Genomic DNA, 13,136 nt, shown 5'->3' with positions numbered 1-13,136 from the left:
ACGACTGCGGGGCCGCGACTCGGCCGAGGCCGAGCGGCTCAGGTGCTCTCGAACTCTTCGCCGTAGTCGCCACCGTAGCGGATGAAGAAGTACGCGAGCGCGAGGACTGCGACGAGCGACCCCGTCAGCGCGACGACGAGGGACTTCGCGCTGTCGGGAACGGCGGGACCGCTGACGCCGCCTCCGCCTCCGCCTCCGCCACCACCGCCACCGCCGGAGTCGGGGATCGCCCCGACGACGACGACGCCTTTCATGCCCATGGCCTGGTGGGGTGAGCAGTAGTATTTGGTGACGCCCTCTTCTTCGAAAGTCTGCTCGAAGGTGAAGCCCGCTTCGCCCGTGAGGTCGCTCTCGAAGTCGCCGCCGTCGTCGACGACGTTGTGCTGACCGCCCTCGCCGGTCCACTCCCAGACGACGGTCGTTCCGGGATCGACCTGGACGGCCGGCGGGTCGAACGCGAACGCCCCGCCGTTGCCCTCGGCGCCGACCATCACCGTCACCTCGTCCTGGCCGGTCGCGTCGGTCACCTCGCTGTAGTTCCCCACGTCGCTCATCCATCCGTCGAACGACGGCTGGGCCGCGACGGTTCCGGCGGCGGCCGCCGTGGCCGTCGTGCCCGCGACGGCGGTCAGCAACCCGCGCCGGGAGACGGAACGATGACTACCCATACCGGCGGTTACGCGCCATCCTACGAAAACCTGACTATCCCGGCCGGGGAGAATCGACCCCTACGCTTACGGTGTCGTCGTACCCACCCTGTGGCATGACGAAACGACTGCTCGTTCCCGTCGACGGATCGGACCCCGCAGACGCGGCGCTCGAGTTTGTCCTCGACGAATATCCGGACGCCGAACTCACGATCATCTCCGTCGTCGATCCGACGGACGTCGGATTCGGCTCCATCGAGGCGGCGCCGAGTACGTTCGACCGCCTGAGACAGAAGTCTCAGGAGCGAACGGAGCAGGTCCTCGAAGAGGCACGAAAGCGAGCGGAGGAACGGGGCGTGTCGGTCGAGACGGAGACAGTCGTCGGCATGCCGTCCCGAGCTATCGTCGAGTGGGCGGAGGACAACGACATCGACGGGATCATCATCGGGAGCCACGGGCGAGAAGGAGTCACGCGCGTCCTGCTCGGCAGCGTGGCCGAAACGGTCGTCCGTCGGTCTCCCGTTCCGGTGACGGTCGTTCGCTAGCTCCCGCTCGAATCGGCCGACTTGTCGTTGGATAGCTCCCGGAACGCGACGGAGAAATCGGTGTCGTCGAACTCCTCGACGGTGGTATCGATCTCCTGTTCGATGGCGTCGAGCTGGCGGAGGAGGTCCTGATACTCCTCGCTCTCTTCGAGTTCGTGGGGCGTCTTGGCCGCTTCGAGCGTCACCTTCTTCTCGACGAGCTGGAACTTGTGCTGGAGGTTGTCGTCGTAGGAGTTACGGACGACCATCCGCTCGACCGTCCGGACGAGTTCGGGCTGATCGACGGGTTTGACGAGGTAGTCGTCGATCGCCATCTCGACGATGTCGAACCCGGGGTCGACGGCGGTCACCATCACGATCCGGACATCCAGACCGCGCTCCTCGACGGCTTCGACGACTTCGTCGCCCGAAAGCCCGGGCATGCGCCGGTCGAGCAACAGCACGTCGATGTCCTCGTCCAGCATCTCCAAGGCGTCTTCACCGTTGTAGGCGGTGCGAGCCTCGGCGACTTCGTCGATCCAGTAGGCGTAGAGATCGGCGAGCGACTGCTCGTCGTCGACGATGAGGACGGTCGCGTCCGAGAGCGTAGTGGTCATGGTCGTGAGATCGGAACGGAGCGTGCGGCCGCCCGCCGAACGAACTGCCGCTGTAGGCGAGTGGCGGGGTTCGTCCGCCGACGTTCGATTGACCAAAATTACTCGACCGGTATATACCTATTGGCCGCATATCAGCGCGGATATCGTCGGCCGCGAGTCTCGCCACCGCTCCCATCCGTCGATCAGCAGCCCCTTGCCGCGACCGAGATGTGGTGGGCGGCCGACAGTACGATTTATTGTGGATGGGCGTATCTAAAATGATAACGAATGGACGGAACTGAACTGCTTCGGGTTCTGGGCAACGAGTACAACCCCGAGATACTGAGTTTCGCGCACGAACCGCGGTCGGCCCAGGAACTCAGCGACGAACTCGACATTCCGATCGCTACCTGCTACCGGCGGATCGAGGAACTGACGGACGCGGAGTTGCTCGAACACCACGACCGCGTCCTCTCGGACGAACGACGCCGGGTCAACGTCTATCGCCGAAACGTCGAGGAAGTGGTCGTGGATTTCACGGACGACGAGATATCCGTCACCGTGGAGGAACGCCAGGAAGTCACCAGCCGTCTCGACGAGGCGTGGCGGACGCTTTCGCAGTGATCACTCGGGGAACGGGTCGTTCTGCTGGCCCATCATCGAGAACCCGGCCGCGCGTTCGTGGACGGTGATGCCACCCTCGTCGATATTCATCGGGAAGATGTCCGTCTCGATCTGTTGCTTTCGCATCTTGGCCACCCAGAGATACCGATTGACGCCCGACTCCGTGGGCGTCTGTATCAGGTAGATGTTACCGTCGGTGAGGAAATTCTCAAGACCGATATCTTGCTCCGGGAACACCGCGGACTGCTCGGCGATGAGCAGCGATGTCAACCCGTTCGCCTTCAGGATGTCGGAGAACTTGAGCAGGTACGTCCGCTTCTCCTTCTCGTCCTCGAAAAACAGTTCGAACATCGTCAGCGAGTCGAGCACGAGCCGTTCGTACTCCGTCTCCTCGAAGGCCGCCAGCAGTTGGTCCAGCGTCGCGTTGAAGTCGTTGTGACGGAGGAGTTCCTGCTTGTCGTAGACCAGGATCTGTCCGTCGTCGACCAGTTCCCGCCAGTTCTCGAAGCCGATGGAGTCGGCCGCCTGCGCGATGTCTTCGGCGTTTTCCTCGAAGGAGAGATAGATGCCCTTCTCGTCGAAGCGCGTGACGCCGTTGTAGATGTACTGGAGCCCCAGAATACTCTTGCCAGTTCCCGGATTCCCACTGATCAGTACGGTCGCGTTGTTGACGATGCCACCGCCGAGGATCGAATCCAGCCCCTCGATGCCGGTTCGTGTCAGCTCCGTCATTGCCCGTAGTTGCGGGGACGGACTGAAATAGGTTCCCAACGGGTGTCGAATCGCACCCGCTCAGACGGGTGCGGTAACGGACTGATCATCAGTCGGCCGCGGGCAGGTCCAGCGCTCGCCCGGAGCCGCTGGAGACGTGACGATCCCACAGGACGAGCGTCGTCGGCAACACGAGGATCGAGGCCAGATACGAGTAGAGCACGCTCAGCGCGATCAACAGCCCGAACTGCCCGAGGATGGGCGAGATGGCGAGCCAGAGGACGCCGAGCCCCGAGACGGTGGTCAGCATGCTTCCGGTGAGCGCGCCGCCGGTACCACGGACGGTGGCGAGCAACGCATCGTCGACATCGGTCGCGGCGTCGTACTCCTCGACGAAGCGATGGAGGAGGTGCGCCGAGTAGTCGATTCCCAGCCCGATGGCGATAGAGAGGCTCGTCCCCGTGAGCACGTTGAACGGGATGTCGAGATAGCGCATCGTCGAGGCGAGGGCGGCGACGGTGACGAGGATCGGCAGGACGTTCACCAGGCCGAGGGAGGGGCGCCCTTCGAGCGCCCCATACACCAGCACCAGAAACGCGGCCGCGGCGACGAGCGCGACCACGAGGCTCCGGAACGCCGACTCGCCGATCACGTCCGAGACGGCCTTCAGGACGATGACGTTCCCGGTCGCCGTCGCCTCGAACCGCACCCGGTCGGCCACCTGTCGGGTGTCGTCGGTGACGGCCTCCTGGCTCGCGTCGGCCTCGACCGAATACTGGATGCGCGCGCTGGAGTAGTCGTCGGTGATGTAGTTCAGCGCCTGCCCGCGTGCGGGCGAATCCAGGAGCGCGGCGTAGACGGTCCGGAGATTATCGTCCGGAATCCCGTTGTCGTTCCGGTCGTTGCGCGCGACCAGGGCCGCGAATTCGGGGTCGCGATCGGCGTAGTCCCGAATGACGGTCACGATGCTCGTTTCCCGGGCGTGGCCGTCGTCAGCGACGAAACTCGACGGTGGGTCGTCGCCCGCCCGCCACAGCGCCTCCAGCGCGTAGTCCTGATGTAACGGCCCCTCGACGTACACCGTCGTGGTGTCCTGCTCCCCGGTCTGGAAGTTTCGCTCCAGGAAGTTCGTCGTCTGGGTGACGGTGTAGTCGCCGGGACGGAACGGTTCGGGCACGTAGTCCAGGTACGCGGGCGGCTCCTCGGGCGGGAGGAAGTCGTCCTGGGTGAACCGGCTGTCGACGCCGGCGCCGTACTGGCCCATGACCGCCGTCGAGACGAGGACGACGACGAGAAAGAGCTTCGGCGCCGCGCGGGCGACGTGGACGCCCACGGGGAGGACCCGGCCGAGCAGGGACTCCTCGTCGCCGAGCGCCGCGGAGCCGAACTCCGGGATACCGAGGCGTTCGCGCCACGTGTCGGCGACGACTTTTGTCGCCGGCAGGAAGACACCGAACACGAAGAAGGTGAAGACGATCCCGACCGCCGCGACGATGCCGAGTTCGCGAATCGAACTCAGCCCGCTGCTCAGGTTGGCCGCGAAGCCGAGCACTGTCGTTCCCGTGACGATGAAGAAGGCGACGACGAGCTGATCCGTGGTGATGCGCATCGCCTCGCGAACGCTCACGTCGTCGACGTGTTCCTCGCGGTAGCGGTTGATCGCGTGGATGCCGAAGTCGATGCCGACGGCGAGCAGCAGCGGCGGAATCGCGATGAGCAGCTGCGAGAACGCGATGCCGGCGAGTCCCATGAAGCCGAAGGTCCAGAGCATCGTCATCGCGAGAGCGATCAGGCCGAGCAGGAGGTCGACCGGGTCGCGGTAGGCGACGATCAGGAAAAACAGGATCAGCGCGATGGCGGCCGGGATCACCAGCGCGAGCGAGTCGTTGATGACGTTGCCGAGTTCCTCGGAGATGATGCCGCTCCCGAAGACGGTGATGTCGCCGCCGACCGAAGAGACGACGTATGCGGCCTGGAGCTGGATCGACGTGAGCGGGCTGGTGCCGCTGGTTCCGGCGCCTTCGCTCCCGCCACCTGGCAAGCGGTGCGAGACCGTGCCGATAGTGGCCGACGCCGACGCCGACCGGGCGTTGTAGTCGTCGCTGAGCAGGGACCGTAGCCGGGGGTTGCCAGCGACCGTCTCCCGGACCGCGCGGTCGATTTCCCCGGGCGTCGACCGTTCGACCGCCCGAATCTCGTCGGCGAGGGAGTCCGCCTCGGGGTCGAGCGTGCGAGCGACCGACCGCGCGACACTCGCCGTCCCCGACACCTGCAAGTCGTCGTGGTCGGTGAGGCGGTGCTGTGCCCGGAGCATCCGCAGGAGTTCGGGCTTCGAGAGGACGTTCGTCCCGGAGTGGATCAACTGCGTCGTCCCGCTGCCGTCGTCGAAGGTGGTGCGCTCGAAGTTGTCGTTCACCTCCTGTAGTGCTTGCTCCGCGGGGACGTCCTCGGTGAACTGGTCGGTGCCGGAGTCGGTGCCGCCACCGCCGAGGCCGACGACGAACAGCCCGGAGATGAGGAGAAAGAGCAGGATAACGCGGCCGGGACGGTCGACGATCCACGCGTCGAGCGCGTCGACGTACCGCTCGGCGTCGATTCGGAAATCGGGACGGGACACGTATCGGTCAGTTGCCCCCGTCGCGCCGGCGATACCAGACGGACAGGCCGAGAACGACCGCGAGCGCACCGACGGTGAGCGGGACGACCGGCGGGCCGCGTTGCGCCGGCGGTTCGGCGGTGATCGGCAGCCGATACGTCCGCGAGACCTGCGTGTCACCGTCGGGGAGCGCGTACTGGAAATCCAGCGAGACCGGGTACGCCTTCCGGAGGGCGTTCGGACTCGTGCTCAACCCGATGGTGATCGTTCGCGTCTCGCCGGGCGCGAGCGTCGAGACCAGCGCCTCGTCGTCGCCGCTGCTCAGCGGCGCCTGGACGAAGGCCTTGGCCTCCACGTCGCGGAGGGGTTCGTCACCCTGATTGGTCACGCGGATGTCGAGTGTCGTGGTGCCGCCGGCGACCACGGTCCGGTTGACCGCCTCGACGACGAACCGATCACGCTGGGGCGCGATGGCGACGCGTTGCTCCAGCGCGTCGCTCCGGCGGATGTCGTCGCGCTGGTTGCGATACCGCACGGAGACGTTGAACTGCTGGGTGCTGGCGCTCGCTGCGTCGCTGACCGAGACGTCGAAGTCGAACTCGCCGGCTGCTCCCGGCTCGAGCGTGTCGAGGGCGTACTCTCGGGACTCGATGTCGATGTTGGGGTTCGACGAATGGAACACCACCACTGGCTGGCGGGCCACGTCCGGCCCCTGGTTGACGACCGTGCCGGTGAAGGTCCCGTCCTCGCCGACCCGGAGCGTCGCGTTCGCGTCGCGGAGCGCGAAGGTCTGTTCGCGCGCGGGGCGGAGGCCGACCGCGATGGGTTCCGACGTGCGCGCGATGCCGTCAGTGTCCTCGTGTTCGACGCGCGCCGTCAGACTGTAGTTGCGCAGTGTGGCGTCGTTGGCGACGGCGACGGTGTAGTTCACCATCGCCTCGGTGCCGGGATCCCATTCGCCGACGTAGCCGGTGGAGGCAGTCGACTGACTCCCCAGCGTGAGTTCGTCGGTCGACGACGAGAGCACGACGCTCGCGTCGCGTGCCGGGCGCGTGCCGTCGTTTTCGAGCGTCACCGAGAGCGTGCCCGTATCGCCGACCTGGGCCGTCGTCTCGGAGTTCACGAGGTCGAACTGCGCCTGGTCGCGCACGCGAACCGTGATATACTGCGTCTCCTCGCGGGTGAGATCGTTGTACGTCGGTGCGCTGATGGCGTCGTACTCCACGCTGACGGTGTAGCCGTAGGAGACGGTGACGGGGATGCGGTACCGCCCCGGTTCGACATCCTCCGGGACGGTGAGCGAAATGGGGCCGACGGGCGTCGTCCCCTGCGGAACGTCACCGACGGCGACGCGGCCCGTGTTGACTTCGAACGGCGTGCGACCGGCCTCGACTTCGACCGACGCGCCACGGGCGGTCGTGACTCGCTGTTCGTACTCCGCGGGACCGCCACGGGTCAGTTGGCCGTCGTTCGAGAGCACCAGATCGAGTTCCGTCCGGGTACCGGGTTCGACTTCGGTCGTCGAACTGTACAGATCGATGTCGGGACGACCGATGACGGTCCCGGACGACGACTGGCCGGCGGCGATTCCGGTCGCGGCGACGGTGGCGGTGACGACGAGGACAACGAGGAGGGCGTTCCGGTGTGGTGCGGTCATGGATTGAGCGGCGCAGGGGCGCTGATGTTCGCATAGATAGACGGAATGAACTATATAGCTTGTGAATGAACGTTCATTCACCGTGGCATTCGATCACCCCTTTCGCGACGACGCCGACGAGACGCGGACGGCGATCATGCGGGCGACCTACGCAGCGCTGATCGAACACGGGTACGAGAACCTCACGATCCAGCGGATCGACGAACAGTTCCCGAAAAGCAAGTCGCTCATCTACCAGCACTACGACGGCAAAGACGAGGTGCTGGTCGAACTCCTGGAGTATCTGCTCGACCATTTCGCCGCACAGATGCCACAGCCGGCGACCGAGAACGCCCACGACTGCCTCCGGAACGTGCTCGATTTTACTCTCGCGCCCGATCCCGAGCCGGAGCGCGCCGAACTCACGAACGTCATGGTCGAACTCCGGGGGCAGTCGCCCCACAACGAGACGTTCCGAACGTATTTCACGGCCAACGACCGGCGGTTCCGCGAGCAGTTCACCGACATCATCCAGCGCGGTATCGAGGAGGGCGTCTACCGGCCGGTCGACCCCGAACCGGTCGCGGAGTTCATCCTGACGGCGATCACGGGTGCCACGAGTCGGCGCGCGACCACCGACGACGGCGCCGATACGGCGGCCGTGCGGGCGGAACTGGACGCCTACCTCCGCGCGCGGCTACTCCGGGAGTCGGGGTCGAACGAGGATCATTGACCTCCTCCCACCCCTGAAGGGGTGGGATTCCCCGATGGGGATATTAGGGTTGCGCGTTTCCTCGGCGGCTTAAATACGCTTTCGCGTGGCCAGCGTCAACGGTCACTGCCCAGTTGTTACCAAGGGCGTGTTTTCCAGCGCGTGTAGCTCGGTCAAACGAGCCTTCCCACCTGCACGTGGCAGGCGATCGCGAAGCGGTCGGCAGGGTGTTCAGCCTGCTGGGCCGCACGGTTTGCGTCACCCGAAGTGTTACGCCGTGCATGGGTCACCCTCTCTCTGACTGATGTTCTCCGCCGCGTTCAAATCCGCGTGCCGCACATAGCCACAGTGCTGACACTCGAACTTGCTCCCGTCACGACCCACAAGTTCACCACACTGACTACACTCCTGACTTGTGTTCTCAGGGTCAACCTTCTCGACACGAATCCCTTCTTTCTCGGCCTTGTACGTGATGAACTGTTGGAGCTCGTAGAACGGCCACGAATGAACGCCGTACCACTCGCTACCGTCACGGATGTTTTCGAGGTCTTCGAGTTTAATGAGGGGATTCTCGAACTGACTGGCATATTCGACAAGCCGTTTCGAGAGGGTGTGGTTCATGTCTTGGATGCGACGGTACTCCTTGTTACCCACGCGAGTTCGGGCGCGATGCGCCCCAGTTTCCTGTAGGGAGTCGCGCAGGGAACGGTAGTACCGCCGCACAAACTTGTGTTCCTTGCCACTCACAAGGAACGAGTCAGCACTCGCATCGTCTGGCGTTGCAGCGAGGATGTAGTTGTGGCCAACGTCAACACCAATGGGTGTTTCCTCCCCATCTTGTCGCTCGTCGTATTCAATGGTGAACGAGCAATGCCAGTCGTCACCTTCACGCCAGACACTGAGTTTCGTCTTCTCAGCGTCGCCATCAAGTAGGGCTTGGACGGGTTCTTGGATGCTGTCGTGTACGTGAATTGGCGTGTACCACCAATCACTAATGCAGGGAAATCCAATGATAACAGAGTCGTTCTCTGTCGTGTGGATTTCCCAGTTTTGGTTGTTGACTTCGATAGGCTGTTCGCCCGTGTACTCGATGGGTTCGTCGTCGTAGTCGCTTTTCGCGTTGCGGATGGCTTGGTTTTGGAGTGCTGAGTAGAGTGGGTTGTCGATGTCGCCAGTTGTCACGGACGGGGGGAGCGTGCCGTCTTCCCAGCCGTCTACAAGCCGTTGTTTGCATTCGCGGAGGATGTGGGTGACGCGTTGCCACTCTTGACGGCGAGAGCGGCTGGGATTGCGGAACGTGGTTTCCACGCTTACCTCGACCATTACACGTGTAACGGGACGCGGACGGCCGAACCGAAACGTATCCGTCGCTGGCGCTCGTGTGTCGAGGTATCGATGGACGTCCTGATCTACGGCGCCGGGAGTCTGGGGAGTCTCGTCGGGGGACTGCTCGCGCGCGTCCACGACGTGACGCTCGTCGGTCGTGATCCCCATATCGCCGCAATACAGCGGTCAGGCCTCCGAATCACGGGCGTCGAGACGCTCGACGTCCGGCCGGCAGCGACGACGGCGGGCCGAGACGCCAGCGCGGACCTCGCCGTCGTGACGGTGAAAGCCTACGACACGGAGACGGCGGCCCACGACCTCGCGACCGGCGATGTCGGCGCCGTCCTCTCCCTGCAGAACGGCATGGGCAACGAGGACATCCTCGCGGCGCACGTCGACGCACCGGTGCTAGCGGGGACGGCGACCTGTGGCGCCCGCCTCGCGGAACCGGGCCACGTCGAGTGGCTCGGCCGGGGGACGGTCACGGTCGGCGCCTGGCGGCCGCCGGACGCGTCCGAACCCGTCGCCAGGGTCGTCGAGGCGTTTCGCGCGGCCGACGCCGACGCGTCGGTCACGACCGACGCGCGGAGTCGCCTCTGGGAGAAGTTGGCGGTCAACGCCGCGATCAACCCACTCACAGCGCTCGCGCGCGTCGAGAACGGGGCCGTGGCGGAGACGGACGCGCTCGCCGAGCTCGCGGCGGCGACGGCGACCGAGACGGCCCGCGTCGCCCGCGCCGACGGGGCCTCGCTCACCGACGCGGCGGCGGTCGAAGCCGTCGAGACCGTCGCCCGCGAGACGGCGCGAAACCGGTCGTCGATGTACCGCGATATCGCGCGGGGGCGGCGCACGGAGATCGACGCGATCAACGGCTACGTGGTCGACCGGGCGGCCGAGGCGGATCGCGCGGTGCCGAGCAACCGAACGCTCGCGGCGCTGATCCGTGGCTGGGAGGTCGGTGCGGGACTCCACGAGGGCTAGGATTAATTCCCCGGCGTGCGAGTCGCCGACGATGCCAACGGTACAGGAGATACGGCGGGCGTCGGCGGGGGACGAACCGCTGACGATGTTGACGGCGTACGACGCGCCCACGGCGTCGATCGTTGACGCGGCCGGGATCGACGTCATTCTGGTCGGCGATAGCGTGGGCAACGCGATGCTCGGCTACGACTCGACGCTCCCCGTGACGCTCGAGGAAATCGAGAGCCACACCGGCGCGGTGGTCCGCGCGACCGAGGACGCCCTCGTCGTCGCCGACATGCCGTTTTTGAGCTACGGAACGACCGAGGGAGAGGGAATCGAGAACGCGGGCCGACTCGTCAAGGAGGCAGGCGCCAACGCGGTGAAACTCGAATCCGGTCCGCACACCGTCGATCTCACCGAGCGACTGGTCCAGCTGGGGATTCCGGTGATGGCGCATCTCGGCTTGACGCCGCAGCGACGCAATCAGATGGGGTACGTCCGTCAGGGGACGACCGACGCTGCGGCGGCGGAGATTCGCGATCTGGCGCGGCGCCACGAGGCGGCCGGCGCGTTCTCGCTGGTGCTCGAACACGTCCCCGCCGACCTGGCCGCCGACGTGACTGCAGACCTCGACATCCCGGTGATCGGTATCGGGGCCGGCCCCGAGACTGACGGGCAGGTGCTCGTCGTGACGGACGTCATCGGGCTGTCCGACTCCAGTCCCCCGTTCGCGGAACAGTTCGGCGACGTGCGCGGGGAGATGGAAGCGGCGGTGGACGCGTTCCGGGAGGCCGTCGAGGACGGCGACTTCCCCTAGTCCGGGCCGCGGATCGCCGTCGCGAGAAGCGGTCGCATCAGTCCGACGACGGGCGCGTCGGCGCTGTCGGTCCAGATGGCGCGGTGATTGCGAACGCCCGGGAGGTCGGAGGCGGCGTCGGCGCTGACGAGGAGGGCGTCCCCGTCGACCATGAGGACGCTCGTGACGGCGCCGGTCTCGATGGGGTAGGCGTCCCACCAGGTCCAGGTTTCGACGACATCGGCGTCGTCGAGGCAGTCACGGAGGCGGTCACGGATCGGCTCGCCCGGCGACCCGACCACCACCGTCACGCCGCGGTCGGCCGCGTCCGTCAGCGCGTCGACCAGTTCGTCGCCGAGCAGTGCCTCGACGCCGACGGCCAGCAACACCTCATGTTCGGCGTCGTCGACGAGCGTCGCGAGCCGCTCCGAGACGGCGGCTTCCCCCTCCATCGACCAGACTTCGCCCGCGCCGGTCGAGCGGTCAGGTGAGCCGAGGCGCGGGAGGACAGCGCCGAGACGGTCGAGGCGACTCCGGCACTCGCGTTCGAGCAGGTCGACCGCTTCGTCGGGTGAGACGGCCCGGAAGCGCCGAGGTTTCGACTCTTGGACGCTGACCAGTCCTCGGTCCTGCAGGGCGTCCATGCTGTCGTAGATGCGTGCGCGCGGTACGTCCGCCACTTCGCTCACTTCCTTTGCCGTCCCCTCGCGGAGGCGCATCAGGGCGACGAACGACTTCGCCTCGTACTCCGTGAGTTCGAACGTCCGGAGCGTGCCGACTGCCTCTTCGACGAATGAGTCGCTTTCGGCGTCGGGTGATGGGTTTTGCGTCACTACGAGTCTCCCGTGTCGTCCCCGAGTTGGGATGACACCACCAAAAAGAGTCGGGTCAGACAGTGGCCTTCGTTGGCACGGCACGCGAGTTGTTTCTATTGGAATCAAAACATAGGAGAAACTATTAAGATACTACCAGTACAACCCGCAACTGAAGCGCGACCGACTGCCACGCGCCGCTGACCCCAATCATGAGCCAGGAGTTCCGAACCCTCCGAGAGACCGGCGGGGCACAGCACACCACGACCGAGAGCCGGACCGACCAGCGCGTCTGCCCGGAGTGTGACGCATCGCTCGTCGTCGAGGAAGACGAGATCGACCACGGCCCCGAGTGGCGCGCCTTCGACTCCAGCGAACGCGCGGAGAAGAGTCGCGTCGGGGCGCCGACGACGAAACTCCTGCACGACGACGGCCTCTCGTCGGTCATCGACTGGCAGGACCGGGACGCGAACGGGCGCACTATCGACGGGAGCAAGCGTCGCAAACTCCAGCGACTCCGGACGTGGGACGAGCGGTTCCGCTCGAAGAACGCCCAGGAGCGCAACCTCAAGCAGGCGCTCGGCGAAATCGATCGGATGTCGTCGGCGCTCGGACTGCCGGAGAGCGTCCGCGAGACGGCGAGCGTCGTCTACCGTCGGGCGCTGGAGGACGACCTGTTGCGCGGGCGGTCCATCGAAGCGATGGCGACGGCGTCGGTGTACGCCGCCGCCCGCCAGGCGTCGGTCCCCCGGAGCCTCGACGAGTTCGAACCCGTCAGCCGGGTCGACCGCAAGGAGTTCTCGCGGGCCTACCGGTACATCGTCCGCGAACTCGGTCTCGCCATCGAACCCGCCAACCCCCTGGAGTATCTGCCGCGGTTCGCGTCGGACCTCGACCTCGACGGCGAGACGAAGGCGCGGGCGCGCTCCCTGCTCAAAGAGGGGATGCAGAACGACGTCCACAGCGGCAAGAGTCCGGTCGGCCTCGCGGCGGCGGCGCTCTACGCCGCCTCGATTCTCGAGGGGAAGAAAGTGACCCAGAAGGAGGTGTGTTCGGTGAGCGACGTTTCGGAAGTCACCGTCCGCAACCGTTACACCGAGTTGCTGGAGGCCGGCACCGACCCGGACGCCGCCCGCGGCGCCGTCTAGGGGCTGATCGCCGTCTCGACATCGGCCCCGACCCGGACGCCGCCC

Annotated in this window: 13 protein-coding genes; 6 read left to right on the top strand and 7 right to left on the bottom strand. The window is 65.8% G+C overall.

The features are described 5' to 3' along the window. Nucleotides 1-38: 38 nt before the first annotated feature. Nucleotides 39-668 (bottom strand): halocyanin domain-containing protein, encoded by a 630-nt coding sequence (locus tag MXB53_RS08330; RefSeq protein ID WP_248896914.1) that lies wholly within the window; start codon nucleotides 666-668, stop codon nucleotides 39-41. Nucleotides 669-763: 95 nt separating this feature from the next. Here MXB53_RS08330 and MXB53_RS08325 point away from each other — a divergent pair, with 95 nt between their 5' ends. Beyond that, nucleotides 764-1,192 carry a universal stress protein gene (locus MXB53_RS08325; RefSeq protein ID WP_248896913.1) on the top strand — a complete coding sequence of 143 codons (429 nt, stop codon included), beginning with the start codon at nucleotides 764-766 and terminating at the stop codon, nucleotides 1,190-1,192. Here MXB53_RS08325 and MXB53_RS08320 read toward each other — a convergent pair. Then, complete coding sequence (locus tag MXB53_RS08320) at nucleotides 1,189-1,788, bottom strand: response regulator transcription factor (RefSeq protein ID WP_248896912.1); 600 nt, start codon at nucleotides 1,786-1,788, stop codon at nucleotides 1,189-1,191. The two genes, MXB53_RS08325 and MXB53_RS08320, sit on opposite strands and share 4 nt — an antisense overlap. 267 nt (nucleotides 1,789-2,055) lie before the next feature. On the opposite strand from MXB53_RS08320, the gene MXB53_RS08315 reads away from it, so the two are divergent. Beyond that, the gene (locus MXB53_RS08315; RefSeq protein WP_248896911.1) at nucleotides 2,056-2,391 is read left to right on the top strand and encodes a winged helix-turn-helix domain-containing protein; all 336 of its coding nucleotides are present in this window, start codon (nucleotides 2,056-2,058) and stop codon (nucleotides 2,389-2,391) included. On the opposite strand, the gene MXB53_RS08310 is transcribed toward MXB53_RS08315, so the two are convergent. The 3 genes from MXB53_RS08310 to MXB53_RS08300 form a co-directional block, all read right to left on the bottom strand. Continuing rightward, entirely contained in the window at nucleotides 2,392-3,123 is a 732-nt protein-coding gene (locus tag MXB53_RS08310) for an RAD55 family ATPase (RefSeq protein WP_248896910.1), read from the bottom strand. Nucleotides 3,124-3,211: 88 nt separating this feature from the next. After that, on the bottom strand, nucleotides 3,212-5,698 hold the full coding sequence (locus MXB53_RS08305) for an efflux RND transporter permease subunit (RefSeq protein ID WP_345779723.1): 2,487 nt from the start codon (nucleotides 5,696-5,698) through the stop codon (nucleotides 3,212-3,214). A 28-nt stretch (nucleotides 5,699-5,726) separates the two neighbouring features. After that, the gene (locus MXB53_RS08300; RefSeq protein ID WP_248896908.1) at nucleotides 5,727-7,355 is read right to left on the bottom strand and encodes a COG1361 S-layer family protein; all 1,629 of its coding nucleotides are present in this window, start codon (nucleotides 7,353-7,355) and stop codon (nucleotides 5,727-5,729) included. A gap of 82 nt (nucleotides 7,356-7,437) precedes the next feature. On the opposite strand from MXB53_RS08300, the gene MXB53_RS08295 reads away from it, so the two are divergent. Continuing rightward, the gene (locus MXB53_RS08295; protein WP_248896907.1) at nucleotides 7,438-8,067 is read left to right on the top strand and encodes a TetR/AcrR family transcriptional regulator; all 630 of its coding nucleotides are present in this window, start codon (nucleotides 7,438-7,440) and stop codon (nucleotides 8,065-8,067) included. A 249-nt stretch (nucleotides 8,068-8,316) separates the two neighbouring features. Here the strand turns inward: MXB53_RS08295 and MXB53_RS08290 are convergent, their stop codons facing one another. Next, nucleotides 8,317-9,369, bottom strand: a complete 1,053-nt coding sequence (locus MXB53_RS08290; protein WP_248896906.1) for a transposase — start codon at nucleotides 9,367-9,369, stop codon at nucleotides 8,317-8,319. A 72-nt stretch (nucleotides 9,370-9,441) separates the two neighbouring features. Here MXB53_RS08290 and MXB53_RS08285 point away from each other — a divergent pair, with 72 nt between their 5' ends. Continuing rightward, nucleotides 9,442-10,353: a ketopantoate reductase family protein gene (locus MXB53_RS08285; RefSeq protein WP_248896905.1), complete on the top strand. Its 912-nt coding sequence runs from the start codon at nucleotides 9,442-9,444 to the stop codon at nucleotides 10,351-10,353. 31 nt (nucleotides 10,354-10,384) lie between these two features. After that, nucleotides 10,385-11,152 (top strand): 3-methyl-2-oxobutanoate hydroxymethyltransferase, encoded by a 768-nt coding sequence (gene panB / locus MXB53_RS08280; protein ID WP_248896904.1) that lies wholly within the window; start codon nucleotides 10,385-10,387, stop codon nucleotides 11,150-11,152. Here panB and MXB53_RS08275 read toward each other — a convergent pair. Continuing rightward, nucleotides 11,149-11,964 (bottom strand): TrmB family transcriptional regulator, encoded by an 816-nt coding sequence (locus tag MXB53_RS08275; protein WP_248896903.1) that lies wholly within the window; start codon nucleotides 11,962-11,964, stop codon nucleotides 11,149-11,151. The two genes, panB and MXB53_RS08275, sit on opposite strands and share 4 nt — an antisense overlap. 191 nt (nucleotides 11,965-12,155) lie before the next feature. Between MXB53_RS08275 and MXB53_RS08270 the strand changes: the two genes are divergently transcribed. Beyond that, nucleotides 12,156-13,091: a transcription initiation factor IIB gene (locus MXB53_RS08270; RefSeq protein WP_248896902.1), complete on the top strand. Its 936-nt coding sequence runs from the start codon at nucleotides 12,156-12,158 to the stop codon at nucleotides 13,089-13,091. Nucleotides 13,092-13,136 lie beyond the last annotated feature (45 nt).

This window comes from Haloplanus sp. XH21, from assembly GCF_023276355.1.
In the GTDB taxonomy this organism is placed as follows: Archaea; Halobacteriota; Halobacteria; order Halobacteriales; family Haloferacaceae; genus Haloplanus; species Haloplanus halobius.
The sequence above is the reverse complement of the archived record's forward strand: the minus strand, read 5'-3'. Positions and strand labels throughout refer to the sequence as shown.